Source organism: Fodinicola feengrottensis (genome assembly GCF_039530045.1).
GTDB classification, from domain to species: domain Bacteria; phylum Actinomycetota; class Actinomycetes; order Mycobacteriales; family HKI-0501; genus Fodinicola; species Fodinicola feengrottensis.
In genome coordinates, this window is sequence record NZ_BAAANY010000056.1 from 1 (window position 1) to 25,519 (window position 25,519).

Here is a 25,519-nt window from a genome sequence, read left to right on the forward strand (position 1 = left end):
ACCAACCCACCTGGGGAAAATGATCTAGCACCCGTGGGGATTTTCTTTTAGCGCGGACACCGATCGCGCAGGCCCGACTTTTCGACATCGTTTTCACGTTGCGGATAGCTGAAAACGGCAACAATCGGGCCGCGGCCGAGCAAGCAGCGACAGCGTACCTCGCCGGTGTTGGCGGAAGCCTCCACTCTCGCGAACAATGCGATGGTCTTATCCGAGCATGGACGCTCGCCCGCTCTGTAAACCTCGTAGATCTGCTGGACCGTATTGAGGTCGCCATGCTGACCATGGCCGACCAGGCACTCACCGGGAGCGACGACGGCCGGTACTGTGCCGTTGCGCTGCTGGATGTCTTGACGGCGCCGAGCCGTAAGGAGCCGGTGCACCCGAAAGTCGGTCAGCTTCTCGACGCGGCTGTAGACACGTTTATCCAGCCCGATGTCGTCGCCGATGTCGCCGCGGTCATTCGCCGGAGCGCCGCAGGTGATACGGCACGGGTCGACCGCGCCAACCGCGCCGAGGTGAATGCGCTCCTCGCCGAAGCCGGCAAAGTAGACGACGGGCTAGCCACGCACTACTACCTCAATCAAGCCGCGTCGACCGCCCGGCGTCTACACCTGGCGGACCTCGAAACGGAAGCAACCAGCCGCCTCCAAACCGCTGCACCGATCGAGTGGCGGACAGTCAGCACTGAAACCCACCTGCCGGCCGCAGTCGTAAATGAATACATGCGCCCATTCCGGAAGGCGCCCACCTGGCAAGAGGCGGTAGCTGCGTGGTGTAACACGCCCGTACCGAGCGGGCGCGCCTCCGCCAACACGACCACCGCTAAACACATCCTCAACCGGTCAGTCTTCCGCAGCCTCGTCAGCACGGTGATCGTCGGGGCAAGCGATTTGCCGCAGCGGGTCACCACTGGCGAAGACGCCGCCTTTGAGCAGCAACTTGCTCTTGTGGAACGGCTGAACTTCGGCGCCAACTCGTTCCTTCTCGCCGGCGCGCTGGATCTGATCAGGTTCCGGTTCGGTATTCCACCCCGAGCAGACTTGGAAAGCCTCATCGCCGCGTCGGGAACACATCCCACCCATACGCGGCTGTTCGCTGCAGCGCTGTACCTGTATTGGGTGGACGAATTCGATGCCTGCGTCCACCTTGCTGTTCCCCGCGTTGAAGCAGCCGCACGTGCGCTCCTGCTCGAACTCAACGAACCTGTCTATCGAGCGTCAGTCGGAACTAAGATCGGACAATTCCCTGGACTCGGGGAGCTGCTCCCACACCTTCTCGATGGCGGTCTCGACCCGGACTGGGAACGATTCCTCCGCACATTCCTGCTCTCCGACGGCGCCAACCTCCGCAACCTCGTCGCCCACGGATTCGCCACCAACACCGACCGCATGATCGCTGCGCTCGCCCTTCGCGCCTGCGCCATACTGATCCTCATCACCGCAGCCGACACCGCCCAACGCGACGCCGACGCAGTCAAAGCCGCAATCGCCCGCCCTATTCGACCGCCGATTCGTCGGCGCTGGTGGCAGCGTCTCGCCTCGGCGACCCGCGCCGCGTATCTCGAACTGCGATGATGAAGTGCCGGACAGCCACAATGGGGACTGAACGATGCTGAGTATCTGCGAAGAGATTGTCGGGGATCTAGTTGCGCATGTCACCCCCGACCTTACACGTGTTGTTCATTATGGGCGTCGCGGGAAGTAGCGGAGCGGAGTGAAGGTCATGGCGTACGACGATCTGTTGTTTGCTAAGGGGGAACTGGGTGCGTGGCTAGGACGGCGTCTCCGCGACGCTCTGGCCGAGGTCGCCGGGACGAACGCGGACGAAATTCTTGCACGACCGCATGAGCAGATTTCCGACGAGATCATTGAACGCTATCTCGTTCCGGACCTCTGTCTGGATCAGGCTGGCATAACCGGTAGCGTGACCGATCAGCGTGTCGACGTGTCGCACGACGTGATGCGCGCAGTGTCTGACCGGTCTAGTCCCACCTACATTGCGGGAAGTCGGATTATGTTCAGGGTACCGTTCACTGGTATCCCTGAGATTTTCTCGCTGAAGGCCAGCACATTTTCGTTCAATCCACCCCGGGCAACAGTCTTGGATGGATACGTCAGTGTCTTCCGCGATATCCCGGCCGATGTTCTTGAGAGTGACCGCGACCGTGTCGTCGCTGCCCTCCGAGACGAAGTCGCCAAGATCGATACCTATCTCGATTACAGCCGTCGCGACATCGCTATCGCCAATACCCGACTGCAGGTCCAGGTGCGCCAAGCCGCGGAGGGCCGCCGCGCGAAGATCCTTGCAGACCGGGACACAGAGGCCATCCTCGGAGTTCCGCTGCATCGAGACAAGGAAGCTGCTAAGACCTATCGAGTACAACCTGTCGTCCGAAGACGGGTGGCCCCAGTCAGGCAAGTGCGCCCGCAGGAGGGGTTCGCGCCAGAGCCGGCGATCACCGATGAGGATTTCTCGAATATCGTCACAGACATTGTCTCAACGACGCGCATGTTCGAACGGCTCGCCGTCACCTACGCTGATCTACGCGAAGAACGCCTACGTGATCCAATCCTGACAGCGTTGCACGCCATTTACGGTGGAGCTACAGGCGAGACGTTCAGCAAGCGCGGCAAGACCGACATCTACCTGCCCTGGGGCGACGATGGGCCTGTGTTCCTTGCCGAGTGCAAGTGGTGGACCGGACCGAAAGCCTTCGCCGAACACGACCTGCCGCAACTACTGGATCGCTACATCGTCTGGCGCGATACACACACCGCCATGGTGCTGTTCATCCGCAATAAAAACGCCACCGCAATCATCGCCGAAGCCGAAGCGATCATTCGTGCCCATCCCCGCTACCTGCGTGACATGAACTCCATCCAAGGTAGCCCCGCGTTTGTGCTCCACAAAGACGGCGACCGCGACCGCGAAATCACACTCGAATTAATCACCGCAGTCATCCAACGATAAGGGCCGCCAAACAGGTCTACCCGAGACTGGCGAAGCGGTCAATACGTCACGAGAAGAGCCAGTCGATTTGAGCGCGACGCAATAGGCCGGCAGACGTGTCCGTCGCTTGCTCAAACCATCGCTATCGTGCGGGAAATCGCCCTCCGAACAAGAGGTCGAGATAATAAAACGCATCGTCAGTTTTGTCGGCTCGATACGCGTCGAGCGCTTTCCTCGCGCGACTGGCAGCCGTATTGACCTTTGAAAGCGCATCGACCTTGCGGTATTCAGACGAGCACGGATGAAAACGTTCCGTACGTCCCTTGGGGTCGTTCATCGCGGCCATACTGTTGCGCTGAAGAGCCTCAAGTAGGAGACATGCATCCCACACGGCGACGAATCCGTCCTGGCTGGCCATATACTGAGCCGCGCGCATTTCTAAATAGAACGACGAGACCGGGACGTTGCAGTAGTACTTCCAGGCTTTGACTAGCCGCGCTAACTTTTTCGCTCCGTCTTCAACGCCCTTTTTCTTATTGCACTCGTTTACGTAGTCAAGGTGCGCGGTGGGCGCTGACTCCATCCAACCAGCCGCTGGACCGGGGATGTCATACAGAACCGATGGATCGGATGATTTAAGGAATCCAGGTATAACTTCCCACGTTTCCGCCCCGCCGGCGAACTCGACGACGACCGCCGGGCGACTGACCTTCACAGTGGTCGTCGGGAACGATGCCGAGAGTGCAGATTTAACCCAGGTCAGAGCGGTATCTGATGACCCGGGTTTGCCGTTACCTATACTGACAAGAACATCGACATCGCTATGATTGCGAACCCCTGTACCGTGATGGAACGATCCCGTCTCACGCATTACAAGTACCGACAGAGTTTTCTTCAGCGAGGTCTCCACGCGAGACCTGTGCGCAGCTGCCGCCGACCGCTGCGATGCAAGAGGCGTTAGCCGTTCAAGGAACACATCGAAGCCCTGCGCCACAGTCTTAGCCATGTCTACGCTCCCACCTCAGGTGAATCTATTCCATACGTCTGACCGCCGCTGCCGATGCTCTTTTGCGCGCGCCGACGCGCCCATTTGTTCGGAGGTTCAGCGGTCTTGTTCTGCTCATCACGTCGGGCGGTAATTTCAGCCAGAGTGTTCCGCGCGTCGTCAAGATCGGAAGAATGTAGATCGAGCAGCCGAGCTTGACGCGCCGCGGTCTGGATTGCCAGATATGCGTTAGCAGCGGCCGCCGCCTGATTTGTGCGATGGCTTGCGTTGATCGTAGTCAGGATGGCGCCAAATGCTGCCGCAGCCAGGGCGAGAAGACCCGCCCACAATCGTCCGGTTGTCGACGCGAGTGCTGTTGCCCCAGACACGGCCGCAAGCACACTGGCTGGCAAACCCAACATGAGGTTGACGCCCCGCCACTGCTTGGCTACTTCGAACTGGTTCTGGGCGCTATACATCGCGCTCTCTTCCAAGCGCTGGAACTCCTCATCCAGCGCCCGGCGTCGTTCCGCGTCTTCCATCGCCCAACGTTACCGCCATGTAGCCGGGCGTCTCCGCCACTCACCCGAAGAGGCACCTTCTTCTGTACGTCCAGAGGCCACAGCGTCCTCCACAGGCTGCGGAGTCGGCGCCATGACCGACAGCTCTGACAACGCCGCTAGTTCCGCGCGAGCGCCGTCTACAGGGCCGGTCCAGATCCGTAGGCATCCGTAGGCGGCGATCCCCATCGAGCCACCACTGTGTGTGAGCCAGGCTCATCTGCCGAGCGCCCGTCGTCGCACGCTGCGCTCGCGGAGGATCCTCTTGACACTGCTCTTGCTGATGTCGAACCGCTTGGCAAGCTCAACAGCTGTCACACCCGACCGGTAGGACGCGATCAGCGTAGACACCGCCGCTTCGTCCAGTCGATCGCTGATCCGCCACACCCGCGGAGCGCAATCCGACCGGACACTTCGCCTCAACGCGGCCCACCGCTCCTCAGAGCGTAGAAGGTCCATGGCGTTGACCAGCGAAGACACCAGGTCCAATCGTTTCGAGTAAGCACTCAGAAGGTCCACCCATCACCGCAGGTCAAGGCCGGTTTTCCGAGCCGTCGTATGGCCTGCGGAGCCACCACGGCCAGGGTCCACCCAGGGGAATCGCCCGGCTCGTAGAACGCTTCGAAAACCTCAGCGCCCTTGTCCGCTCCCCGTCCGCCCGCCGTGGAACCGCGCCGTTTCGTTGCGACCGGCACCACGGATCAACCGCGCCCGCGACTCGCTGACCAGGTGCCGACTCGGAACGTGATGTATCGAAGGCGTGGATCGCCGAAGAATGCCTTGACCAGGCTTGGCCAGCACCGAGTCTGGCCTGTCGGCGCCCAGTGGTGCCGCTGTGAAAGTCCGACCGAATCGGCGCCTCGTCGCCGAAGTGCACCACAGAACCGCTTCTTCGCGAAGCCTCGTTAGAACGGTGGTGGGTATTCGTCGTTTGGGTGTCACGTCGTACGTTCGTCCTCCACCATCGCATGCGCATGATGATGCCGGGCGAGGACGAAGCGCCCGCGCACCGCAGTTTCCTGCAACTGTTCTCCATGGTGTGGCAGTACGACCGCTGGGAGGTCGCCGCGCTGCTGAACTCGCGCCTGATCCCGCTGGAAACCGCGATGGCACTGGAGTCACTGGCCGCCGCCGGATAACGCGGCGGCGATCGGCTCCAGGCCTGCGACCAGCTCGTCGAGCTCGTCCGTGCTGAGGACGTCGTACGGCGGCGCCGCCAGCTCGTCGGTGAGGGCCTCGATCCGCTCCTTGATCTCGCGGCCGGCGTCGGTGAACCCGCCGGCGGCATCCACCAGGCCGCGGCGGCGCAGTCCGTCGACGACAGCGGCCAACTGCGCCTTGGGCAGATGGTGGATCCGGCCGAACTCCTGCGCCCTCATTCCAAGTGAGAGAGCGAGCAGGACATGCGCCTCGGTGCCGCCGATGCCGTGGGCGACGAGGGCGATGTTGTGGCCGTCCCCGCGGTGTTCCCGCAGCAGCGTCGCCGCGTGCCAGAGCCTCGCGACCGGCTCCGCGGGCACGTCGAGCGCCCGGAGCCCGGCGTACAGCACTCTGCCCTCGGTCGGCGCGCTGACCGCTGCTCGGGTGGCGAGATCGGCGACTCGCAGCAGACCGGAGGAGTCAGCGAGCTCCCCTATTCGCTGCCGCAGCGCGGTGGCGCTGCCCCGTTCGCGTACGGCAATCGCCTCCTGCGGGGTGATCTTCCCCCAGACCCACGGGATGTGGCGCGCCACCTCGCCGTCGGCAAAGTTGTAGAAGACCGCGTGCACCACCTCGGCCGGTGCCAGCCCCAGCGGCGCGGCTCGGCCGGCGAAGTATCCGTCCCAGTAGTTGCGCATGCCCAGCGCCATAAACGCCTCGTCCGGCACCGTGGAGAAGGTGATGGTGCCGATCGGCTCGACGAGCTCGAACATGCGGTGAACCTTGGCCTGTGGGTGCGACATCGGCCGGCCTCCTGTGGTTGTGACGGCGCCCTCCTGGGCGGCCGCTCACTTTAGCTACGAACAACGCTGCCCGGATTCGACAACCCCCGGTCGACTATCACTGGCAGCGAGCCGGAATCCAGTGTTTCCGCTCGTACTGTCCAGCGTGTTCGCGGTACGGGCGGCGACCCGACAACGGTTTGCAATCACCCCACGGATAGCGCTGCTGGACGAGCCCGCCGCGGGCCGCGTACTCCCATTCCGTCTCGTCCGGCAGCCGTCCGCCGGCCCATTGGCAGCAAGCGACGGGAGCGACGCCTTGACGACGGGAGAAGCCGCTCGATACTGTCGATCGATCGATCGATCGATTGGGCAGCTGAGAGGCGGCGAGGGTGAGCGGTACGGGGCAGCGGGCCGTCGAGGTCGAGTGGGTCGGCGAGATCGGGGTGATCTGGCTGAACCGGCCGGCGGCGCTCAACGCTGTCAACGGCGCGCTCATCGAGGGCCTGGTAGACGCGCTGCGTACGATCCGGGAGCGGCCAGCAGCCGCGGTTGTCCTCGCCGGCCGTGGCCGCTCGTTCTGTGCCGGGCACGATCTGAAAGCGCCGCCGGTCCCACCCGACGAGCTGGCTTCCCGGCTGGTCCGGCTGCAGGAGATCACCCGGCTGATCCGGCTGCTTCCGGTGCCGGTGGTCGCTGCCGTCCAGGGGTACGCGGTGGGCGCCGGAGCGGAGTTCGCGCTCGGCTGCGACCTGGTACTGGCCGCCGACGACGCCGTTTTCCGGTTCCCCGAGGTCGAGTTGGGGCTCAGTGTCACCGGTGGCGCCACCCGCCTGCTGGCGCTGCTGGTCGGGCCGCTGAAGGCCAAGGAGCTGCTCCTGCTCGGCGAGCCTGTCACCGCCGCACAGGCCGTCGGCCTCGGCCTGGTCAACCGGACCGTACCAGCCCACGAGCTGCTCGACGCCGCCTTGGCGTGGGCCGGAAAACTCGCCATGCTGCCCCGACTTTCGCTGGCCCTGGCCAAAAAGGCGCTCGACGCCGGCATCGACAGCACCGTCGAGGCGGCCCTGGAGCAGGAGATCTCCGACGCGCTGGAAAGCCAGCGACATGGGTGAGCCGATCGACACCCTCCCCGCGCTGGTACGTCGGGCCGCGCACCGCTGGCCGGACCGCATCGCCTGGGAATTCCCGGAAACCGGCGACCGGCTGAGCTTCGCCGACATCGAGGTGAGCACCGCCGCGTACGCGCGACAGCTCGCCGCACTCGGCGTCGGACCCGGCGACCGGGTCGCGGTGATGCTCGGCAACCGGCCGGAGTTCGCGCTCAGCTGGCTCGCGCTGGGCCGGCTCGGCGCCGCAATGGTGCCCGTCAACACGGGCTACCGGCGGCACGACGCCACTGGCATTCTGGCTCATTCGCAGGTGCGACTGGCAATTACCGAAAAAGCCCACCTCGACCTGCTGGCAACGATCCAGCCTGATACGACACTGGAAAAAATCGTCGACTGTGCGGACCTTTCCCTGACGACGAAAGAAAATTCGGCCGAGCCGGCCGTCGTGGCCGAGACCGTGGCGAACATTCAGTACACCTCCGGTACGACCGGCGCACCCAAGGGATGCGTCCTTCCGCAGCGATATTGGACGACATTGGCCGCCAGTTTGGTCGAGCACTCACCAAAAATCACCGCGGACGACATCATTTTGACGGCTCAGCCGTTCCACTACATCGATCCACAGTGGAATGTCGCGTTGAGCCTGCTGTCCGGATGCAAACTGGTGGTCCTGGACCGCTTCCATCCGCGTACGTTCTGGGCCGACATTGAGCGCCACCGGGTCACCTGGTTCTACTGCCTGGGCCTGATGCCCAAGCTGCTGCTGGAAATGCCGCCGGCGCGGCACGATCGAAAGCATGTCGTACGAACCGTCTGCGCATCGGCGATTCCCACCGCGATCCACCGCGCCTTGGAGGAACGCTTCGGCGTGCCGTGGGTGGAAGCCTTCGGCATGACCGAAACCGGCGCCGACCTGCGGGTGTTCGACGACGATCACGACCACGCGGTGGGGACGACCTGCCTCGGCCGACCGGTGCCTGGCAAGGAGGCCATGGTCGTGGACGACGCCGACAATCCCGTGCCGCGGGGAGTCACCGGCGAGCTGGTCCTGCGGGGAGCCGGCATGATGCACGGCTATTTCCGGGACCAGGAAGCCACCGCGAAAGCGTTTCGCGGCGGCTGGTTCCATACCGGTGATCTGGTGAGCATGGACACCGCCGGCCGGGTCTACTACGCCGGGCGGACCAAGGACATGATCCGCCGGAGCGGGGAAAACATCGCCGCGCTCGAGGTCGAGACCGTGCTGGCGCAACACGCTGGCGTGCGGGTCGCGGCGGTCGTACCGGAACCGGACGACCTGCGCGGCGAAGAGGTGTACGCGGTCGTCCAGCTCCACGACGGTGTCACCCACTCCCCCGAGGAACTGACCCGGTTCTGCGCTGACCGGCTGGCCGCCTTCAAGGTGCCGCGGTATTGGGCGTACGTCGACCAAATGCCACTGACCCCGTCCGAACGCGTCGCCAAGAAGACGCTGCGAGAAACCTTGCGAAGCACCCGCCGGTACGACCGCGCACGCGACGAATGGGTTACGCCGTAACGATTAGCGGGTAGTGGCACGCGACCTCATGATCGCTGGCCAGCGGGGTCAACAGCGGCTCCTCCGTACGGCATCGGCCGGTCGCGAGGGGGCAGCGCGGATGGAAACGGCAGCCGGCCGGCGGGTCGATCGGGCTCGGCACCTCGCCGGTCAACGCCGTTCGCTCGGTCCGGTGGGCGGTCGGATCCGGCACCGGTACGGCGCTCAGCAACGCCTTCGTGTACGGATGCGCCGGAGCCTGGAAGATCCGGCCGGCCGGCGCGGTTTCCACCACCCGGCCCAAATACATCACCGCGACCCGGTCACTGGTATGCCGTACGACGCCGAGGTCGTGGGCGATGAAGACGTACGTCAGGCCGAACCGCTCCTTGAGATCGTCGAGCAGATTGAGAATCTGCGCCTGAATCGACACGTCCAACGCGGACACCGGCTCGTCCGCGACCACCAGCCGGGGCCGCAACGCCAACGCACGCGCGATGCCGACACGCTGGCGTTGCCCGCCGGAGAGTTCGTGCGGAAACCGCTCGGCGTACGCCGCGTCCAGCCCGACCGTACGCAGCAGCTCGGCGATGCCGTCCTTCGTTGGTTTTTCCCGGTGTACGCGCAACGGTTCGGCGAGGGTCGCGCCAATGCGGCGGCGCGGATTCAGGCTGGCGTACGGATCCTGGAAAACCAGCTGAAGATCACGCCGTACCGGCACCAAACGGCGATGGCCGGCCGAGGTGATGTCCTGGCCGTCGAACTCGATCCGTCCGCTCGACGGCTCCACCAGCCGGGTGAGGCAGCGGGCCAGCGTCGACTTTCCGCAGCCGGACTCACCAACGATGCCCAGCGTCTCGCCACGCCGTACGCGCAACGACACCCGGTCGACCGCGGTCAGTCGCCGTCGGCGGCGAAATCCCGGTCCGGCGGGAAACCATTTGGACACCGTGTCGACGGTCATCAGCGTCTCATCGGACATCTCAACTCCCCTCCGCGCCAGGCAGCAGGCACGCGCTTCGGTGACCGGCACCCGGTTCGGGCACCAGCGCGGGAACTTCGGTACGACAGCGGTCGAAAACCTGGCCGCACCGGGTCGCGAACGCACATCCGGTCCGCGGTTTTCCGGGCGCCGGCGGCGAACCCGGGATCGACGTCAGCCGATGCGGTCGCGGCCGGTCCGTACGCGGCACCGATGCCAGCAACCCGACCGTGTACGGATGCCGGGGATCGGTGAAAAGTTCCGCCGCCGGCGCCTGTTCCACCAGCCGGCCGCCGTACATCACCTGCACCCGGTCGGCATAACCAGCCATCACCCCAAGGTCGTGGCTGATCAGCATGACCGACGTACCAGTTTCGGTCCGCAGCCTCGCGATCATGTCCAGAATCTGCGCCTGTACGGTCACATCCAGCGCCGTTGTCGGCTCATCCGCGACCAGGATGTCCGGCTGGCAGGACAGTGCCATCGCGATCATCACCCGCTGCCGCATACCGCCGGAGAACCGGTGCGGATAGTCGCGGGCCCGCAGCCTCGGCTCCGCGATTCCCACCATCGCCAGCAATTCCACCGCGCGTTGGCGTGCCGCGCGCGCCGGCACGCGTTCGTGTTGGCGGATCTGCTCGGCGATCTGGAATCCGATCCGGTGCACCGGGTTCAGCGAGGTCATCGGATCCTGGAAGACCATCGCGATCCGTTTGCCGCGAACCCTCCGCAGTTGTTTTGGTGGCAGCGCGAGCAAATCCTCGCCGTCCAAGAGCGCCTGGCCGCCGACGACCACGTTCGGGTCGCGAATCAGGCCCATGACGGCCAGCATCGTCTGCGTCTTTCCTGACCCGGATTCCCCTACCATGCCAAGGATCTCGCCGGCGCCAATGCTGAACGACACCCCGTCGACGACCCGTACGACCCCGTTCGCCGTCCGGAAGTCGATGGTGAGGTCCCTGACGTCCAGCACACTCATGGCACCCTGATCCGCGGATCGAGTACGGCGTATCCGATATCCACCAGCAGGTTCACGATCACTACCGCGAACGCGCCGTACAACGTCACCGCCATCAGCACCGGCAGATCGAACCGGCTCAGCGCGTGGTACGTCAGGTTTCCCACTCCGGGTAAGGCAAAAACCTCCTCCGTCAGCACCGCCGCACCTCCCATCAGCGCACCGAAATCCAAGCCGAACAGGCTGATGAACGGGATCAGCGACGTACGCAGCGAATGCCGCCACAGGACTCGCGACTCGCTGAGGCCTTTCGCTCGGGCCGTACGGACGAAATCCGACCGGTCGGCCTCGATCAGATCCGAACGCAACACCCGCGAATAGAGGCCGGCCATCCCCATCGCCAAGGTGATCCACGGAAACAGCAACTGCTCGAACCACTTCAGCGGGTCCTGGTTCAACGGCGTGTAGCCCAATGCCGGCAGCCACTGGAAAAGGCTGTCATGAAAGGTGTCCTGGGTCAGCAGGTTCACCACCGCGCCGAGCCAGTACACCGGTAACGAGACGCCGGCCAGCCCGAGCCCGGTGATCAGCGGATCCAGCATCCGGCCACGAAAAACGGCGGACAGGACGCCGCCACCGAGCGACATCAGCAGCCAGACCAGCGCCGCGCCGCCGACCAGTGAGGCGGTCACCGGCACGGCTTTCACCACCCGCGGCAGGACCAGCCCGCGATCGCTGTACGAGATCAGGTCACGATCCCAGACCAGCCGCCGCATCATCATCACGTACTGCTCCGGAAGTGGCTTGTCCAAGCCAAAATCCGCGCGAATCTGGGCGATGGTCTGCGGGTCGGCCTGCCGACCGGCGATCTGCCTGGCCGGGTCGACGCCAGGTGTACGGAAGAAGATCAGGAAGACCAGTACGCTCACCGCGAACAGCACCAGGACGGCGCCGAGCGTTCTCTTCAAAAGAAAGGCGATCATGGCGTACGCACCTTCACCGCGGCTTTGGGATCGAACGCGTCCCGTACGGCGTCACCGAACACATTCAGCGCGCACACCGTGACGGCGACAAAAGCGCCAGGCACGATCGCGATCAGCGGCCGGCTGCGCAACAACCCGATGCCGTCCTGCACGATCGTGCCCCAGCTCGCATCCGGCGCGCGTACGCCGACGCCAAGGAACGACAGGCCGGATTCCAGGATGATTCCGGTGGCCACCACCACCGGGAAAAGCACCAGAATCCGCGGAAAAACGTTCGGCAGCAGTTCCTTGCCGACGATCCTGGCCCGCGAGGCGCCATAGCCGACCGCGGCCTCGACGAAAGGCGCGCCGGTCAACTCCAGAGTCGAGCCGCGAACAACCCTTGCCGTGTACGGAATGTAAACCGCGCCAATGATGAAGATCGGCAGCGCGAGGTTGCCGGAACCGATCTTCACCAGACCGAAGTTCAAGCCCGACTGGAAACTCACCGCGGACAACGAAATCGCCAGCAGCAGTACCGGAAAGGCCCACACCACATCGAGAATTCGGGACAGCACCACATCGACCACGCCGCGCAGATAGCCGGCCAGCAGCCCGACGATCAGCCCGCCGATGGTAGCCACGACGGCCGCCGCGAACCCGATCGACAGGGTGTTCCGACCGCCGTAGAGCACCCGTACAGCGATGTCCCTGCCATTTCCGTCGGCGCCGAGCAGGTAGCCAGCCGGGTCCCCGGTCGGACCGACTGGCACGACACCGAGGCCACCGGCAGCCGGTTGCAGCAGCGGCACGCTTACGCCGTGCACCATGACGGTTCCGACTGGGTTCGCGGCGAACGGATCGACGTTCCCAGCGAACCACGCGTACACCGGCGCGAGGACACACCCGAGCACGACGATGAGCAGAATGCCCAGCGAACCGACTGCTCGTGGGCTTCTGACCAGCTGGCCGAGCCCCGCCCGCCAGTTCCCCGCGGCGCTCACCACACCCACGCCCTGCTGGCCAGGAAACCAAACTGCGCGCTGTACGTGTAGTTTCCCAGCCGTTTCGACACGAAACCGAGGGTTTTCGGGGCGAACATGCTGATCCACGGCGCCTGGTCGGTGACGGTCCGGTCGACGCCGGCCCAGGCCGCGTCCGCTGCCTTGGGGTCGGTGGCTTCCAGCCTGCTGGCCACGTCCATCGCCTGGTCGGCCCGAGGATCGCAGAATCCGCCGATATTCGGGCTTGAATCGGAGTTCGGGGTGAACGCACCGCAGGACAGCAGAACGCGCAGGAAATTGCTGGCCGCCGGATAGTCCTGATACCACTGGGTCAAACCGACCTGCACCCGGTTTCCGGAATTCTGGATATACGGATACTGCAGCGCCGCGTCGAGCGGTTTCACGGTGGCCCGATATCCCAGCTGAGTCAGTACGGTCTGCAGGTATTCGGCCATCGCGACCTGCATCGGGTCGTTGGCCGGTACGACGCCGACCGACTGACCGGCCGTACCGGACTCGGCCACCAGTCGGCGGGCCCGCGCCAGATCGGTGCCTTTCCACCGGCCCCGGCCGTCACCGGCGTGAGCCGTCCACGGACAGTACGGCTGATATCCGGGAATGCCCGGCGGCAGGATCTGACAGCTCGGGCTGGCCAAGGCCGGACCACCGAAATGAATGACGCCGGCGTTACGGTCGAACGCGAGGTTCACCGCCTGCCGCGCCTTCACATTGTTGAACGGCGGAATTCGGGTGTTCAGGGCCCAATACCAGTCCACTCCCTGCTGGTCGAGATGAACCCGCGATCGATAGCGCGCACCCAGATCCGGCAGCCGGTCACCCGGCAGCTGGTCGACGACCAGGTCACCCTGGCCGTTCACGACCGCGGTGACCTCGTCGGTGGGCTCCAGGCCGTACTTCTGCACGATCTGGTCCGGATAGCCCAGCGGCTGTGCCGGTGCCGACCATTGGTGGAAGTACGGATTTCGTTTGAGCACCACCGCGTCGGTCGGCTCGTACGAGGCCCAGTAGTACGGCCCGGTGCCGTGCAGTTTCGACACATCGGTGCCCTGATCGGTCGCGGGCGTACCGGCCGGCAGGATCGCGGCGTGCGGCAAAGCGAGTTTCTGGGCGAATTCCGGGTCGGGTCCGGTCAGCGTGAAAGTGATCGTGCGACCGGAAATCGCGATTCCCTGGGACAGGTCACAGTTCTGGGGTTTGTCCAGGCATTTGTCGGCGCCGGCGATGGAACCGTACAGCGTGCTCGCGGTCGGGCCGTGCACCTTGAAGATCCGTTCGAAGGACGCTTTCACGTCGGCCGGCCGCAACGGGCTGCCGTCGCTGAACCGGATGCCGTCGCGCAGCACGAAACTCCATTTCGTGCCGCCGTCGGTTGGCCGCGGGACGCCGGTCGCGAGATCGCCGACGACGTGTTGGCCGGCGTTCGGTCCGAGCTTGTCGTACGCGGTCAGGCCGTCATAGGTGATCGTCTGCAGGGACCAGAAAGCCGGCGTGTAGTTGACCTGCGGGTCGGCCGAGCCGCTGTTCGTCGTCGACAGCTCGACCAGCGTCCCGCCGAAATGCGGCCCCAGCTTCGGCTGCGGCCCGGTGTCCACTGTGGACACATCGACCGACGAACAACCAGTCAATGCCACTGTCAACGACAGCGCCACTATCCCCGCGCGTCTCACCCGAGCGGCCCGCGACGGAAGTCGGCGAGCGTACGCAACAACACCTCAGCCGGCAGTTGGTGGACGACCACGCCGTCTCGGCCGGTCATCGTCCGCGCGGCGAGCATCGCGTTCAGGATCGCCTCCTCGGTGGCGTCGATGACCGCGTAGAACAAGGCGTCGATGGCGTCGTCGGACAGCACGTCCACCTGGTACGACCCGGCTCGCTGCCGTGCGTACCCGGCGCTCGGGATGACACCGGCGCCGGCGGTGGAGAACGCGATCACCCCGTCGCCGCTGTCGTTCTCGCCGGCACCACCGGTCCGCCCGATCGCCAGTGTCGCGCGCTGCGCGAGCCGCGTGCACTGCCGGGCCGACAGCGGTGCGTCGGTCGCGACCACGGTGATGATCGAGCCGGCGCCGTGTACGCCCGGGGCCTCCGGCATCTCCGGCACCGGTACGACCGAGGAGTCCACGACCTCCCCCACCGGCACGCCGAGAATCGACAGCCGCTTCCGGATGCCATGGTTTGCCTGCACCAGAACACCGACGGTGACCGGTCCGTCCACTGTGGACACCACGCGGGACGACGTACCGATGCCGCCTTTGAAGTCGTGACAGACCATCCCGGTGCCGCCACCCACGTTTCCCTCCGCGACCGGGCCGCCGGCGGCGTTCTGGTACGCGGCGCGTACGTGCTCGGGCGACACGTGCTGGCCGCCGACGTCGTTCAGAAAGCCGTCCCAGGTTTCGGCGACCACCGGCAGCGTCCACGGCTGCTGGCCGTCCTGCTCGCACTGCAGTGCGGTGAGGGTGTCGCGTACGACACCGACGCTTCCGGTGTTGGTCAGCCCGATCGGCGAACCGAGCAGACCGTTCTCGACCAGCCAGGCGGTGCCGGTCATCTCACCATTGCCGTTCAGCCAGTGAATTCCGGCGTGCACCGGTCGCTGGAAGGAATCACCGGCCTGCGGATGGACGATCGTCACGCCGGTGCGGACCGGGCCCCTTCCCCGTACCAGCGGGCCGTCACCGTGACACAACGTCGTGTGTCCGACGCGTACGCCCGGCACGTCGGTGATGGCGTTGTGCGGCCCGGTCCGGCCATCCCCGATCACGATCTGAAGCTGATGGGTCCGCCGCCGATCCGGCATGCCGCACCTCCAGCGATTCCGTTCCCCGTCGACCGATCGATCGATCGAGTGATTTTCCGGACCTTAGTGGCCGATGTAGATCTCCGTCAACAACCCTCTCGACTATCGATCGATCGATCGGTAGGTTCGCCGCCATGGTCGTCACATTTCGTTCACAGGTCAGAACCGCACTGGTCGCCGGGTCCGTCCTGGCGTCACTGTTGGTCGCCGCGCCGGCACCGGTCGCCGCGGCCGACCCGCCATGTCAGGAAAAACCCGACCCGACCGTCACGCACCATTTCTACGAGGACAATCCGACGTACCACGGCGACGACAACGCCTGGACCACGTCGACACCCGAGGCGGTGGATCTGGACTCCGGCAAGCTCGAGGACGGGCTCAACCAGATCAAGTCCAACCCGCTGCTGCTGAGCACTTTGGTGATCCGGCACGGGAAGCTGGCGATGGAGCGCTATCTGCACAACAGCAAACGTACGGACAGCAACAACATCCACTCGGCGTCCAAAACGATTCTCCGGCTGCTGCTGGCCATCGCTGTCCGGGACGGCTATATCCAGAGCCTGGACGTCCCGGTTTCGTCGATCCTGCCGCAGTATTTCACCGGTCCGAGCGATCCGCGAAACGCCATTACGCTGCGGCATCTGGCGACCATGACCTCCGGCCTGCAGTGGCAGGAGGACTGCACCGAGAACGCCATCGAGAAGCAGCACGACTGGGTCAAGGCCATTCTGGACCGTACGTTCGATCCGGCCGCGCTCGGAAAGACCGGAAACTACAGCACCGGCAACAGCCACGTGCTGTCCGCCGTCCTGACCAAGGCCACCGGCATGAGCACCGCCAGTCTCGCCGCGCAGAAGCTTTTCGGCCCGTTGGGGATCACCGCCGAACACTGGGGCTCGGACCCGACGGGCATTTCCTCCGGCGGCTACAACGTCTATATGTCACCGCGAGAAATGGCCCGCGTCGGCCAGCTCATGCTGCAACACGGCCAGTGGAACGGCACGCAGCTGGTGCCGGCCGCGGACATCGCGGACGCCACCCAACGGGTGTGGAGCGACCCCGAGACGCCGGAGTTCGGCTACGGGCAGCTGATGTGGCTGCGTACCATCGACGGCCACGACATGTTCTTCGCCTGGGGCTTCAACGGACAGTTCATCTATGTCATCCCGAGCATGGACATTGTGGTGGTGACAACCGAAAACACCGCTGGAGACGAGAACGAGATCAATTCCAAGACCTTCCTGCAGGCGGTGATCGCGGCCTGCAAGAAGGACTGCAACGTCTCCGGAGCCGACCTACTCAGGAACGGCCGGTAGCCGGTAGCGGTTGATCTCCGGCACCGGACTGGCGCCGAGCGAGGCATAGAACCGCTCGGCGCCGGTGTTCCCGACGGTCACGTCCCACTCGATGCGACCGGTCGTACGCTCGCGCAGATGGCCCATCAGCAGCCGGCCGACCCCCGCGCCGCGGAACTCGTCGTCGACGTACAGGTCCTCCAGCCAAATGCCGCTGGCCATCGCCCAGGACGAAAACGTGCGATACCACACCGCCATGCCGACCACCCGGTCGTCGTCATCACCACTGGCCACAGCGACGACAACGTGCACGTGCGCCGCCTGGCCGAACAGCGCCTCGGCCAGCTCGGTCCGGCCAGCCGGCACGTCCAACCCGGCCTCGGACGCGGCGTGGTCGGCCAGCATCCGGCGGATCACCGGCAGATCCCGCTCCTGCGCGGAACGAAGCGTCACGGTCATGGCTGGCTCCACACTCGGTCGGCGATGGGCTGCGCGTCGGCCTCCAACAACAACGTCCGCACCTGGTCGCGGTCGCGGGATGCGCCGAGCGCCCCCAGAACCATCTGCGCGTGCGCCGCGACCAGGTCGCGGAGCGACAGCTTTCCGGACGGCGAATACCACTGCGCAACACCGGAACACATTTGCAGGATGCCCAAACGCGCGATCCGACGGTCGGGTACGCGGAAATCGCCGCGCGCACAGCCAGCCTCGACGGTCTTCGACCAGAATGCCTCGTACCGGTCACGCAGCCGTACGGCCGCCTCGCGCCGGGGCTTGTCGAGCGCGCGCAGCTCGTTGTCGACGACGGCGGTCTCGGCCGAGTAGGTGGCGTGCGACCACACGTGGATCTGCACCAGACCGCAGATCGCGGCCGGCGGATCGAGCTCGCGCGCGGTCAGCTGGCGAGCAGCCTCGATCAGCCGCTTCGAGCTGTCCTGCACGATCCGAAACAGCAGGTCCTCCTTCGTTCCCATGTAGTGGTAAAGCGTCGAGGAGTTGATTCCGGCCTGCTCGGCGAGCTGCCGGATGCCGGTGGCGTGAAAACCCCGCTCGGCGAACAGCCGTACCGCGGCCCGGACGATCTGCTCCTCGGTGGTCGCCGGTGCCGCTTCCGGCACCGTCTGCCTGCCTGCGATGGCCGCGCTCCTCACCGGAACCGGATGGGCTCCCGATCGATCGATCGATTCGGTTGGTAAATCGAGTGCCCAATTTACCTCATCCGGCGCTGAAGTCCCGGTTGAGCGCCGTGCTGACGAGTGGCCCGCGAGGGTGCACCGCCATTATCGGATCTGACGTTGCGGGACGGTGTCGTCGCGAGTTTGATCACCTGACAACCGCGGAGAGGACGGGTCGGGTGGTGTTTGAGCAGCGCCGCGCGGTGGTGGAGGCGGTCCGGGTACGGCTGACCGAGGTGGTCGCCGCGATGAGCGCCACGGTGCGGGCGGCCATCCCCGCCTACCAGCAGCTGCAGGACGACCAGCGGCGGGACGTGGCGGCGATCAGCTCGTGGGCCGTGCTGTGCGTACTGGAGGCGTGGGCACAGGATCGGAGCCTCACGGACCAGGACCTGGCCCGGTTCCACTCGATTGGCAGCGCTCGCGCCGAGGACGGTCGACCGCTCCGGGCGGTGTTGCGCTCGTACCGGATCGCGGCCGTGGTGATGACCGACAAGGTTCTGGAGCTGGGCCATGACCGCCTGGAGATCCAGGACGTACAGGCGTTGACCCGGGTCCTGCTGACCGTCAGCGACGAGATATCCGAAGCGATGACGTCCGGGCACATCGCGGCCACCCAACGGCTGGCCGGCGATCGTGGCCGTGCTCGCAGGGAACTGCTGGACGACCTGTTGATCGGGCGGATGAGTTCGGCCGGGGTGGTCGCCGACCGCGGCCGGGAACTCGGGTTGACGTTGCCGCAGCGGCTGCTTCTGGTGGTGGCACGGCCCGTCGACGGCAAGGCGTTGGCGGACAGCGATGCCCTGAAAAGCTTCCTCGGCGACCTCACTCTGTCGGACGAGGACCCCGGCCTGTTGGCGACGCTGCGTGGCCGGCATGCCGTGCTGCTGCTGCCCGAGCGGGTCGCCGGTGCGGTGGAATCCACGGTGTGCTCGTACGCGTGGCAGGGTTGTGTGCTGGCCCGGCAGCAAGTCACCCAGGTCGCGGCCGGTTACGAGCTGGCGGTGCGGGCCCTGGACACCGCCCCTGAGTACGCCTTCGCCATCCACTCCGTACTGAACGAGGGAGACGCGGTGGTGCTGAGCACTCTTGCCGGTAAGGAGACAGCCGACCCAGGGCGGTTGGTGGCCGCGGTGCTCGGGCAGCTCAACGAGCCCGGCAACCGCCACTTGGTGCAGGGGCTGGGGGCCTACCTGTCGACCGGGTCGGCCACCGACGCGGCCACTGAGCTGCACCTGCATCCGCAGACCCTGCGCTACCGCCTGCGCCGCTGCCACGAGCTGACCGGACGGGACCCGCAGCACCCCTGGGACCGGTTGGTGCTGGACATCGCCTGGCAACGGGCCCGCATTCGGGCGGACCCGACCTCGACCGGAGCGTTCACGCCCGCGAGGCACTGAATGTTTGTCACCGACTGATGAAGGTCCTCATCCGGGGCGACGATTGGCTTTCCGGGCGGCCCGGACAAACGGGATGGTGGACGCGGGTAGGGCGTTACCGAGCAATAAACTCTTTAATACGAAAGCGAGAACCGAAATGACTTTCGAGCCCGAGGTGATCGTCGTCGGCGCCGGTCTTGCCGGCCTGGTCGCGACCCACGAGCTGGTCAAGGCCGGCCGCCGGGTCCTGGTCGTGGACCAGGAGAACCGCAACAACCTCGGCGCTCAGGCCTTCTGGTCACTCGGCGGTCTGTTCATGGTGGACACTCCGGAGCAGCGCCACCTTGGCATCAAGGACTCGTACGAGCTGGCCCGGCAGGACTGGATGGCCTCGGCCGGGTTCGACCGCGAGGACGAGGACTTCTGGGCGCGGCAGTGGGCGGAGGCGTACGTACGCTTCGCCGTCCAGGAGAAGCATCAATACGTGCACGACCTTGGTCTTCGGTCCGCGCCAGTGGTGGGCTGGGCCGAGCGCGGCACTGGTGTCGCCGACGGCCCCGGTAACTCGGTGCCTCGCTTCCATCTGACCTGGGGCACCGGCCCTGAGGTGGTACGAATCTTCGCCGAGCCGGTGCTCGAAGGCGAGAAGAGCGGGTTGGTGCGGTTCGCCTTCCGTCACCAGGTCGACAACCTGATCGTCGAAGGCGACGCGGTGGTCGGCGTGAGTGGCACCGTGCTGGAGCCCACTGACCTGGAACGAGGCAAGGCGTCCTCGCGTACGGCGGTGGGGCAGTTCGAGCTGCGGGCGAAGGCGGTCGTTGTCACCTCCGGCGGTATCGGCCACAACCACGACCTCATCCGCAAGAACTGGCCGACCGAGCGGCTGGGCGCCTGCCCCGAATACATGATCACCGGCGTACCGGCCCATGTGGACGGACGGATGCTCGCCATCACCGAGAACGCCGGCGGCGCGCTGGTCAACCGGGACCGGATGTGGCACTACCCGGAGGGCATCCACAACTGGAACCCCATCTGGCCGCACCACGCGATCCGCATCATTCCCGGCCCGTCGTCGCTGTGGTTCGATGCGACCGGCAAGCGCCTGCCGGTGCCGCTGTTCCCGGGCTGCGACACCAACCAGACGGTGAAGGCGATCCTGGCCACTGGCTACGACTACTCCTGGTTCGTCCTGGACCAAAGCATCATCGAGAAGGAGTTCCTGCTCTCGGGCTCCGAGCAGAACCCCGACCTCACCGGCAAGGACCTGAAGGCCGCCTTGCGCAGCCGGGGTGGCAAGGGCGCGCCGGCACCGGTCGAGGCGTTCAAGGAGCACGGGGTCGACTTCGTCGTGGCCGATACGCTGGCCGAGCTTGTCACCGGGATGAACAAACTGGCGCGAGGCCCGCAGCTCGACCTGGCCGACCTGGAGCGGCAGATCGTCGCGCGCGACCGCGAGGTCAGCAACTCGTACTCAAAAGACCTGCAGCTGATGGCAATCGGCAACTCGCGCCGCTACCTCGGCAACAAGCTCGTACGAGACGCCAAACCGCACCGCATCCTGGACCCGGCGCATGGCCCGCTGATCGCGGTCCGGCTGAACATCCTGACCCGCAAGACCCTCGGCGGCCTGCAGACCAACCTCGACTCGCAGGTCATGCGACCAGACGGCGAACCGTTCGCCGGCCTGTACGCCGCCGGTGAGGTCGCCGGATTCGGTGGCGGCGGAGTGCACGGCTACAACGCGCTGGAAGGCACCTTCCTCGGCGGCTGCATCTTCTCCGGCCGTGCCGCCGGGCTGGCCCTGGCCAAAACCCTGGCCTGACCTCACCGCACCCCACCACGAAGACCAAGGAGCGCCAATGACGACGGTGGAAACGGTTCGCGGTCCGTTGGACACCGCTGACCTGGGCCGGGTGCTGATGCACGAGCACATCTTCGTGCTCAGCCCGGAGTTTGTCGCCAACTACCCCGACGACGACGGCTTCCGTGAGCAGGAGCAGATCCCGGAGGCGATCCGCAAGCTCAACGAGCTCGCCGCCGCCGGGATCGACACCATCGTCGACCCGACCGTGATTGGCCTGGGCCGCTACATCCCCCGTATCCAGCGGATCGCGGCGGACACCGGCATCAACATCGTCGTCGCCACCGGCCTCTACACGTACAACGACGTGCCGCACTACCTGACGTTCCGGCCCGGTGGCGTGATGGGCGGCGAAGACGCGCTGGTGGACCTGTTCGTTGGTGACATCGTCGAGGGCATCGCCGACACCGGGGTAAAGGCGGCGTTCCTGAAGTGCGCGACCGACGAACCCGGAGTCACTCCGGGTGTCGAGCGGGTGCTGCGCGCGGTGGCGAAGGCACAGCTGCGTACGAGTGCGCCGATCATGACGCACTCGCACGCCGTGTCGCGTACGGGCCTCAAGCAGCAGGACATCTTCGCCGAGGAGGGCGTGGACCTGCGCCGGGTCCTGATCGGGCACTGCGGTGACACCGCCGACCTGGGCTACCTCACCGAGGTCGCCGACCGGGGCTCGCTGCTGGGCATGGACCGGTTCGGGCTCGACCTGCTGCTGCCGTTCGATCAGCGGGTCGGCACGGTGGTCGCGCTGTGCGAGCGCGGGTACGCGAGCAGCATGGTGCTGTCGCACGACGCGGCCTGCTATATGGACTGGCTGCCCCAGCAGCAGATTCCGGTGGTGGTCCCGAACTGGCACTACCTGCACATCACCCGTGACGTGCTGCCGGCCCTGCGCGAGCGTGGCGTCAGCGAGCAGGACATCACCACCATGCTGGTGGCGAACCCGCGACGGTTCTTCGAGCCGGTCCCGACCATCTGAACACACCAAACAGGCCTTTCTTCACGCTGCCGAACGAGTGGATCGCGGCTGGCTTCAGGCTCAAGTGGGCTGGGATCTCATAGTGTTTCGCACTCTTGACAGCCGATCGACAGCGGCCGATTATGTGCTATACCGATTTATTTCGGGTTTGCCCTCGACGAGATCGTTCCCGGACTGCTGACGGTGGTTGCCTCCAGTTCCGTGTCATGAACCGGTATAGCCAGGTCCATTCGAGCGCCGAGACGAGGAGACCATCGATGAGGCGAACGTTCCGTCGAGGAAGCAGACTGGTGTCGGCGCTGACCGCGGTGGCGGTGGTGGCCGCGACCGCCGCCGCGATGTGGCCGGCAGCGGCCACCGCCGCCGCGTGCCGTCCCGCGAAGACCGGCCCCGTCTCGGTCGTCTACGTCGAGGTGAACGACCAGAGCATGACCAACGTCGGCAAATACACGCTCGCCCAGGGCGGCGCGCCGGTGTTCGATCTCGCCGTGATCTTCGCGGCGAACATCAACTACGACGGCTCCAACGCGTACTTGTCCTTCAACAGTCAGGTCCAGAACGTCCTCAACAATGTCGCGACCCAGGTCCGTCCGCTGCAGCAGAAGGGCATCAAGGTCCTGCTGTCCGTGCTGGGCAACCACCAAGGCGCCGGGTTCGCCAATTTCCCGTCGCAAGCCGCGGCGACCGCGTTTGCCAACCAACTTTCCCAGGCGGTCAGCCAATACGGGCTGGACGGCATCGACTTCGACGACGAGTACGCGGATTACGGAGTCAACGGCACCGGGCAGCCCAACGCCAGCTCGTTCGTCTATCTCGTGTCGGCGTTGCGTGCCAACATGCCCAGCAAACTCATCACGTTCTACGGCATCGGCCCGTCTTCGTCGCGACTGAGCTACGGCGGCGTGAGCATCGCCAACAGCTTCGACTACGCGTGGAATCCCTGGTACGGGACGTGGTCCGTGCCGCCAGGGCCGTCGTCCAAAAGCAAGCTGTCGCCCGCGGCCGTGAGCCTGACCGACACAGACTCGGGCACCGCCGCGAGCCTCGCGCAGCGGACGGTCAGCGAGGGATACGGCGTCTATCTCACGTACAACCTCACCGGGTCGGACATGCACCAGTACATCTCCGCCTTCACGAATCCGCTGTACGGCAGCGACGCCGTCTATTCGGGTTAGGACTCCTGAGTACCGCGTCCGTGGGACATGTCCCATCCCGGGCTGGGTACAAACGTTGCTGATCGTTCTTACCCGCAAAAAGCGGGACATCGGCGCGTACCAGCCCTCAGGGAGACGGACATGCGGAGCAACGTTCCTGGCGTGCCGGCCACCTCGTACCGGCGTTGAGTCCGGATGGCCACCGATGGCATCACGTTCTCGTTGCTCGGCCCGCTGGAGGTTCGGCACCGGGGCGAGCTGGTCGTGGTCCCCGCCCGAATGCAACGTGCCCTGCTGGCCTGTCTTCTCGACCAAGCCGGCTCGTCGGTGTCACTGACGACGATCGCCGCACAGCTGTGGGCGGGTGCGGCGCCAAAGACCGCGCCGGCGACCATCCGCAACTATGTCCGGCGGGCCCGCGCCCTCCTGCCGGAACCGGTTCTTCGGCAGGTGTCCGACGGTTACCAGCTCGCGATCTCCCCTGAGCAGCTGGACACCCATCGATTCGCGGCGATGATCGCGCGGGCCCGCGCGGCGCGATCGGCCGACCTTTTCGCCGCGGCACTGCGTTTACGGCGCGGATCACCACTGTCGGACCTCGGCGAGGTGCCGATCCGCGAGGTCGTCGCCACCAACTGGGATGAGGTTTATCTGGGTGCCGTGGAGGATTTCCTCGATGCCCGGATCGAGCGAGGTGAACACGCGAGCGTGATCGCCGACCTCACGGTCCACGTCCGTCGGTATCCGGGCCGGGAACGGCTCTGTGGGCAGTTGATGACCGCGTTGTACGCCGCTGGCCGTGCGGCGGAGGCGCTGGACCTCTACCGGACCGTACGACGGCGGCTGGTCGACGAGCTCGGGATCGAGCCCGGCCCCAGCTTGCAGCGGTTGGAGCTGGCGATTCTGCGGGGCGACCCAACATTGCTACCGCGCGACCGTGCCCATCGGCCGACTTGCTGGCCGACGAGCACGGCCGCCCGCGGGCGGCCCGTCCCGTTCGCGAACTCGAGGTTCCGGTAACTACTAAGGCGGGGATTAGGTCCAGGCGGTGGGGTCGTTGAGGTAGAGGCCGCAGGCGGTGTCGAGGGCGTCTTCGCAGGTGCCGGTGGGTATGCCGGTGGGGAACAGGGAGTCTGTGTAGTCGTCGTGACTGGCTCGGTAGATGGCGAAGCCCCATCGGTGTGCGGAGCCGGTGTAACGCAGGCGGCACAGTTTCTGGGTGCTGCCGTCGGACAGGGTGGCGTCGATGTAGCTGAAGTTCGCGCGTGGCGTACGACGATTTTCGTTATCTCAGGCCACCGTTGTCGTGCTCGGTCGGTCAGGCGCCAGTGCAGGGATGCTTTGGTCGAGTCGGGGTATTTCACCACGAGGTTCATCATGCCGGCTCGATCCAATCGCCGCCGGGTGTGCGAATAGATGACGAGATGGTGACCGGATCCGGCTGTTTGGCGGCGTGTCGTGTCGCTGATCTTGGCTGGTGTCCGGCACAAGATCATCATGTCGATGTCCAGTCCGTATGTGATCCTCCTGTCTGAGGCCGAGCAGAACATTCTGAGTGCGCGGGCCCGATCGGAGCGGGCTGAGCATCGGGACCGGTTGGGCGCGCTGATTGTGCTGGCGGCTGCGGGCGGTGAGCCAACGTGGGTCATCGCCCAACGCCTGGGGTGCGTGCGTGCATACGGCGCGAACCTGTCGCGGCCGCGAAGAAGACCGGTGCGGTGGTGTACTTCGCCCGACGAGGCCCCGAATCAGGTCCGATTTTCACAGTGGCACCCACGTGGGTACGAATGGGCTTCATTACCGCTTCGTAGGAAGCAAGCAGTTGAGTATCGGGCGCTAGAGCGTGGAGCCTGTCACGATTTCTGTGTAAGCCGGAGGTGATTGGCTTACTTGTCTTATTATATC

23 protein-coding genes and 1 pseudogene are annotated in these 25,519 nt (G+C 65.5%); 11 read left to right on the forward strand and 13 right to left on the reverse strand.

Annotated features, from left to right (window positions below; translation table 11 throughout):
- The first annotated feature begins 275 nt into the window (after positions 1-275).
- The gene (locus ABD301_RS41710; protein WP_344315526.1) at positions 276-1,577 is read left to right on the forward strand and encodes a hypothetical protein; all 1,302 of its coding nucleotides are present in this window, start codon (positions 276-278) and stop codon (positions 1,575-1,577) included.
- A gap of 148 nt (positions 1,578-1,725) precedes the next feature.
- Positions 1,726-2,973, forward strand: a complete 1,248-nt coding sequence (locus ABD301_RS41715) for a hypothetical protein (protein ID WP_344315527.1) — start codon at positions 1,726-1,728, stop codon at positions 2,971-2,973.
- Positions 2,974-3,094: 121 nt separating this feature from the next.
- Here ABD301_RS41715 and ABD301_RS41720 read toward each other — a convergent pair whose 3' ends face one another.
- The 3 genes from ABD301_RS41720 to ABD301_RS42720 form a co-directional block, all read right to left on the reverse strand.
- Positions 3,095-3,958 (reverse strand): SMODS domain-containing nucleotidyltransferase, encoded by an 864-nt coding sequence (locus ABD301_RS41720; protein WP_344315528.1) that lies wholly within the window; start codon positions 3,956-3,958, stop codon positions 3,095-3,097.
- A gap of 2 nt (positions 3,959-3,960) precedes the next feature.
- Positions 3,961-4,479, reverse strand: coding sequence for an SLATT domain-containing protein (locus tag ABD301_RS41725; protein ID WP_344315530.1), 519 nt, complete (start codon positions 4,477-4,479; stop codon positions 3,961-3,963).
- A gap of 234 nt (positions 4,480-4,713) precedes the next feature.
- Entirely contained in the window at positions 4,714-4,956 is a 243-nt protein-coding gene (locus ABD301_RS42720) for a helix-turn-helix domain-containing protein (RefSeq protein ID WP_390623907.1), read from the reverse strand.
- Positions 4,957-5,471: 515 nt separating this feature from the next.
- Here ABD301_RS42720 and ABD301_RS41730 point away from each other — a divergent pair.
- Complete coding sequence (locus ABD301_RS41730; protein ID WP_344315531.1) at positions 5,472-5,636, forward strand: hypothetical protein; 165 nt, start codon at positions 5,472-5,474, stop codon at positions 5,634-5,636.
- Here ABD301_RS41730 and ABD301_RS41735 read toward each other — a convergent pair.
- The gene (locus tag ABD301_RS41735; RefSeq protein WP_344315532.1) at positions 5,616-6,410 is read right to left on the reverse strand and encodes a MarR family winged helix-turn-helix transcriptional regulator; all 795 of its coding nucleotides are present in this window, start codon (positions 6,408-6,410) and stop codon (positions 5,616-5,618) included. The genes ABD301_RS41730 and ABD301_RS41735 overlap by 21 nt on opposite strands.
- A 214-nt stretch (positions 6,411-6,624) precedes the next feature.
- A pseudogene (locus ABD301_RS41740) lies at positions 6,625-6,726 on the reverse strand (SUMF1/EgtB/PvdO family nonheme iron enzyme); the annotation flags it as partial.
- Positions 6,727-6,811: 85 nt separating this feature from the next.
- Here ABD301_RS41740 and ABD301_RS41745 point away from each other — a divergent pair.
- The gene (locus tag ABD301_RS41745) at positions 6,812-7,534 is read left to right on the forward strand and encodes an enoyl-CoA hydratase/isomerase family protein (protein WP_344315533.1); all 723 of its coding nucleotides are present in this window, start codon (positions 6,812-6,814) and stop codon (positions 7,532-7,534) included.
- Positions 7,527-9,068, forward strand: a complete 1,542-nt coding sequence (locus ABD301_RS41750) for an AMP-binding protein (protein WP_163566920.1) — start codon at positions 7,527-7,529, stop codon at positions 9,066-9,068. Before ABD301_RS41745 ends, ABD301_RS41750 begins: the two co-directional genes overlap by 8 nt.
- On the opposite strand, the gene ABD301_RS41755 is transcribed toward ABD301_RS41750, so the two are convergent.
- Genes ABD301_RS41755 through ABD301_RS41780 form a run of 6 tightly spaced genes read right to left on the reverse strand, consistent with a single transcriptional unit; the run spans position 9,058 to position 15,774 of the window.
- Positions 9,058-10,029 carry an ABC transporter ATP-binding protein gene (locus tag ABD301_RS41755; RefSeq protein ID WP_344315534.1) on the reverse strand — a complete coding sequence of 324 codons (972 nt, stop codon included), beginning with the start codon at positions 10,027-10,029 and terminating at the stop codon, positions 9,058-9,060. The genes ABD301_RS41750 and ABD301_RS41755 overlap by 11 nt on opposite strands.
- Position 10,030: 1 nt before the next feature.
- Positions 10,031-11,008, reverse strand: a complete 978-nt coding sequence (locus tag ABD301_RS41760) for an ABC transporter ATP-binding protein (RefSeq protein ID WP_344315535.1) — start codon at positions 11,006-11,008, stop codon at positions 10,031-10,033.
- Positions 11,005-11,970: an ABC transporter permease gene (locus ABD301_RS41765; protein WP_344315536.1), complete on the reverse strand. Its 966-nt coding sequence runs from the start codon at positions 11,968-11,970 to the stop codon at positions 11,005-11,007. The genes ABD301_RS41760 and ABD301_RS41765 overlap by 4 nt, the downstream gene beginning before the upstream one ends.
- Positions 11,967-12,953, reverse strand: coding sequence for an ABC transporter permease (locus ABD301_RS41770; RefSeq protein WP_344315537.1), 987 nt, complete (start codon positions 12,951-12,953; stop codon positions 11,967-11,969). Before ABD301_RS41770 ends, ABD301_RS41765 begins: the two co-directional genes overlap by 4 nt.
- Positions 12,950-14,641 carry an ABC transporter substrate-binding protein gene (locus tag ABD301_RS41775; RefSeq protein WP_344315538.1) on the reverse strand — a complete coding sequence of 564 codons (1,692 nt, stop codon included), beginning with the start codon at positions 14,639-14,641 and terminating at the stop codon, positions 12,950-12,952. Before ABD301_RS41775 ends, ABD301_RS41770 begins: the two co-directional genes overlap by 4 nt.
- Complete coding sequence (locus ABD301_RS41780) at positions 14,638-15,774, reverse strand: DmpA family aminopeptidase (protein ID WP_344315539.1); 1,137 nt, start codon at positions 15,772-15,774, stop codon at positions 14,638-14,640. The genes ABD301_RS41775 and ABD301_RS41780 overlap by 4 nt, the downstream gene beginning before the upstream one ends.
- Positions 15,775-15,908: 134 nt before the next feature.
- Between ABD301_RS41780 and ABD301_RS41785 the strand changes: the two genes are divergently transcribed.
- A complete protein-coding gene (locus ABD301_RS41785) occupies positions 15,909-17,090 on the forward strand; it encodes a serine hydrolase domain-containing protein (protein ID WP_344315540.1) in 1,182 nt (393 codons plus the stop codon).
- Here ABD301_RS41785 and ABD301_RS41790 read toward each other — a convergent pair.
- Together ABD301_RS41790 and ABD301_RS41795 are read right to left on the reverse strand one after the other, a co-directional pair.
- Positions 17,070-17,528: a GNAT family N-acetyltransferase gene (locus ABD301_RS41790; RefSeq protein WP_344315541.1), complete on the reverse strand. Its 459-nt coding sequence runs from the start codon at positions 17,526-17,528 to the stop codon at positions 17,070-17,072. The genes ABD301_RS41785 and ABD301_RS41790 overlap by 21 nt on opposite strands.
- Complete coding sequence (locus ABD301_RS41795; protein WP_344315542.1) at positions 17,525-18,187, reverse strand: TetR/AcrR family transcriptional regulator; 663 nt, start codon at positions 18,185-18,187, stop codon at positions 17,525-17,527. The genes ABD301_RS41790 and ABD301_RS41795 overlap by 4 nt, the downstream gene beginning before the upstream one ends.
- Positions 18,188-18,423: 236 nt before the next feature.
- On the opposite strand from ABD301_RS41795, the gene ABD301_RS41800 reads away from it, so the two are divergent.
- The 5 genes from ABD301_RS41800 (at position 18,424) to ABD301_RS41820 (ending at position 24,634) form a co-directional block, all read left to right on the forward strand.
- The gene (locus ABD301_RS41800; protein WP_344315544.1) at positions 18,424-19,644 is read left to right on the forward strand and encodes a PucR family transcriptional regulator; all 1,221 of its coding nucleotides are present in this window, start codon (positions 18,424-18,426) and stop codon (positions 19,642-19,644) included.
- A gap of 136 nt (positions 19,645-19,780) precedes the next feature.
- On the forward strand, positions 19,781-21,445 hold the full coding sequence (locus tag ABD301_RS41805) for an FAD-binding dehydrogenase (RefSeq protein WP_344315546.1): 1,665 nt from the start codon (positions 19,781-19,783) through the stop codon (positions 21,443-21,445).
- Positions 21,446-21,482: 37 nt separating this feature from the next.
- Positions 21,483-22,460, forward strand: a complete 978-nt coding sequence (locus ABD301_RS41810; protein ID WP_344315548.1) for a phosphotriesterase family protein — start codon at positions 21,483-21,485, stop codon at positions 22,458-22,460.
- A gap of 257 nt (positions 22,461-22,717) precedes the next feature.
- Positions 22,718-23,635: an endo-beta-N-acetylglucosaminidase H gene (locus ABD301_RS41815; protein ID WP_344315549.1), complete on the forward strand. Its 918-nt coding sequence runs from the start codon at positions 22,718-22,720 to the stop codon at positions 23,633-23,635.
- A 174-nt stretch (positions 23,636-23,809) separates the two neighbouring features.
- Positions 23,810-24,634: an AfsR/SARP family transcriptional regulator gene (locus ABD301_RS41820; RefSeq protein WP_344315551.1), complete on the forward strand. Its 825-nt coding sequence runs from the start codon at positions 23,810-23,812 to the stop codon at positions 24,632-24,634.
- Positions 24,635-25,519 lie beyond the last annotated feature (885 nt).

Excerpts from the sequence above, each read along its gene's own strand:
- ABD301_RS41810 (WP_344315548.1), top strand. The coding sequence starts at position 21,483 with ATGACGACGGTGGAAACGGTTCGCGGTCCGTTGGACACCGCTGACCTG.
- ABD301_RS41780 (WP_344315539.1), bottom strand. The coding sequence starts at position 15,774 with ATGCCGGATCGGCGGCGGACCCATCAGCTTCAGATCGTGATCGGGGAT.
- ABD301_RS41805 (WP_344315546.1), top strand. The coding sequence starts at position 19,781 with ATGACTTTCGAGCCCGAGGTGATCGTCGTCGGCGCCGGTCTTGCCGGC.
- ABD301_RS41790 (WP_344315541.1), bottom strand. The coding sequence starts at position 17,528 with ATGACCGTGACGCTTCGTTCCGCGCAGGAGCGGGATCTGCCGGTGATC.
- ABD301_RS41760 (WP_344315535.1), bottom strand. The coding sequence starts at position 11,008 with ATGAGTGTGCTGGACGTCAGGGACCTCACCATCGACTTCCGGACGGCG.
- ABD301_RS41765 (WP_344315536.1), bottom strand. The coding sequence starts at position 11,970 with ATGATCGCCTTTCTTTTGAAGAGAACGCTCGGCGCCGTCCTGGTGCTG.
- ABD301_RS41815 (WP_344315549.1), top strand. The coding sequence starts at position 22,718 with ATGAGGCGAACGTTCCGTCGAGGAAGCAGACTGGTGTCGGCGCTGACC.
- ABD301_RS41710 (WP_344315526.1), top strand. The coding sequence starts at position 276 with ATGCTGACCATGGCCGACCAGGCACTCACCGGGAGCGACGACGGCCGG.
- ABD301_RS41720 (WP_344315528.1), bottom strand. The coding sequence starts at position 3,958 with ATGGCTAAGACTGTGGCGCAGGGCTTCGATGTGTTCCTTGAACGGCTA.
- ABD301_RS41715 (WP_344315527.1), top strand. The coding sequence starts at position 1,726 with ATGGCGTACGACGATCTGTTGTTTGCTAAGGGGGAACTGGGTGCGTGG.
- ABD301_RS41820 (WP_344315551.1), top strand. The coding sequence starts at position 23,810 with ATGGCCACCGATGGCATCACGTTCTCGTTGCTCGGCCCGCTGGAGGTT.
- ABD301_RS41725 (WP_344315530.1), bottom strand. The coding sequence starts at position 4,479 with ATGGAAGACGCGGAACGACGCCGGGCGCTGGATGAGGAGTTCCAGCGC.
- ABD301_RS41735 (WP_344315532.1), bottom strand. The coding sequence starts at position 6,410 with ATGTTCGAGCTCGTCGAGCCGATCGGCACCATCACCTTCTCCACGGTG.
- ABD301_RS41750 (WP_163566920.1), top strand. The coding sequence starts at position 7,527 with ATGGGTGAGCCGATCGACACCCTCCCCGCGCTGGTACGTCGGGCCGCG.
- ABD301_RS41730 (WP_344315531.1), top strand. The coding sequence starts at position 5,472 with ATGATGATGCCGGGCGAGGACGAAGCGCCCGCGCACCGCAGTTTCCTG.
- ABD301_RS41755 (WP_344315534.1), bottom strand. The coding sequence starts at position 10,029 with ATGTCCGATGAGACGCTGATGACCGTCGACACGGTGTCCAAATGGTTT.
- ABD301_RS41785 (WP_344315540.1), top strand. The coding sequence starts at position 15,909 with ATGGTCGTCACATTTCGTTCACAGGTCAGAACCGCACTGGTCGCCGGG.
- ABD301_RS42720 (WP_390623907.1), bottom strand. The coding sequence starts at position 4,956 with ATGGACCTTCTACGCTCTGAGGAGCGGTGGGCCGCGTTGAGGCGAAGT.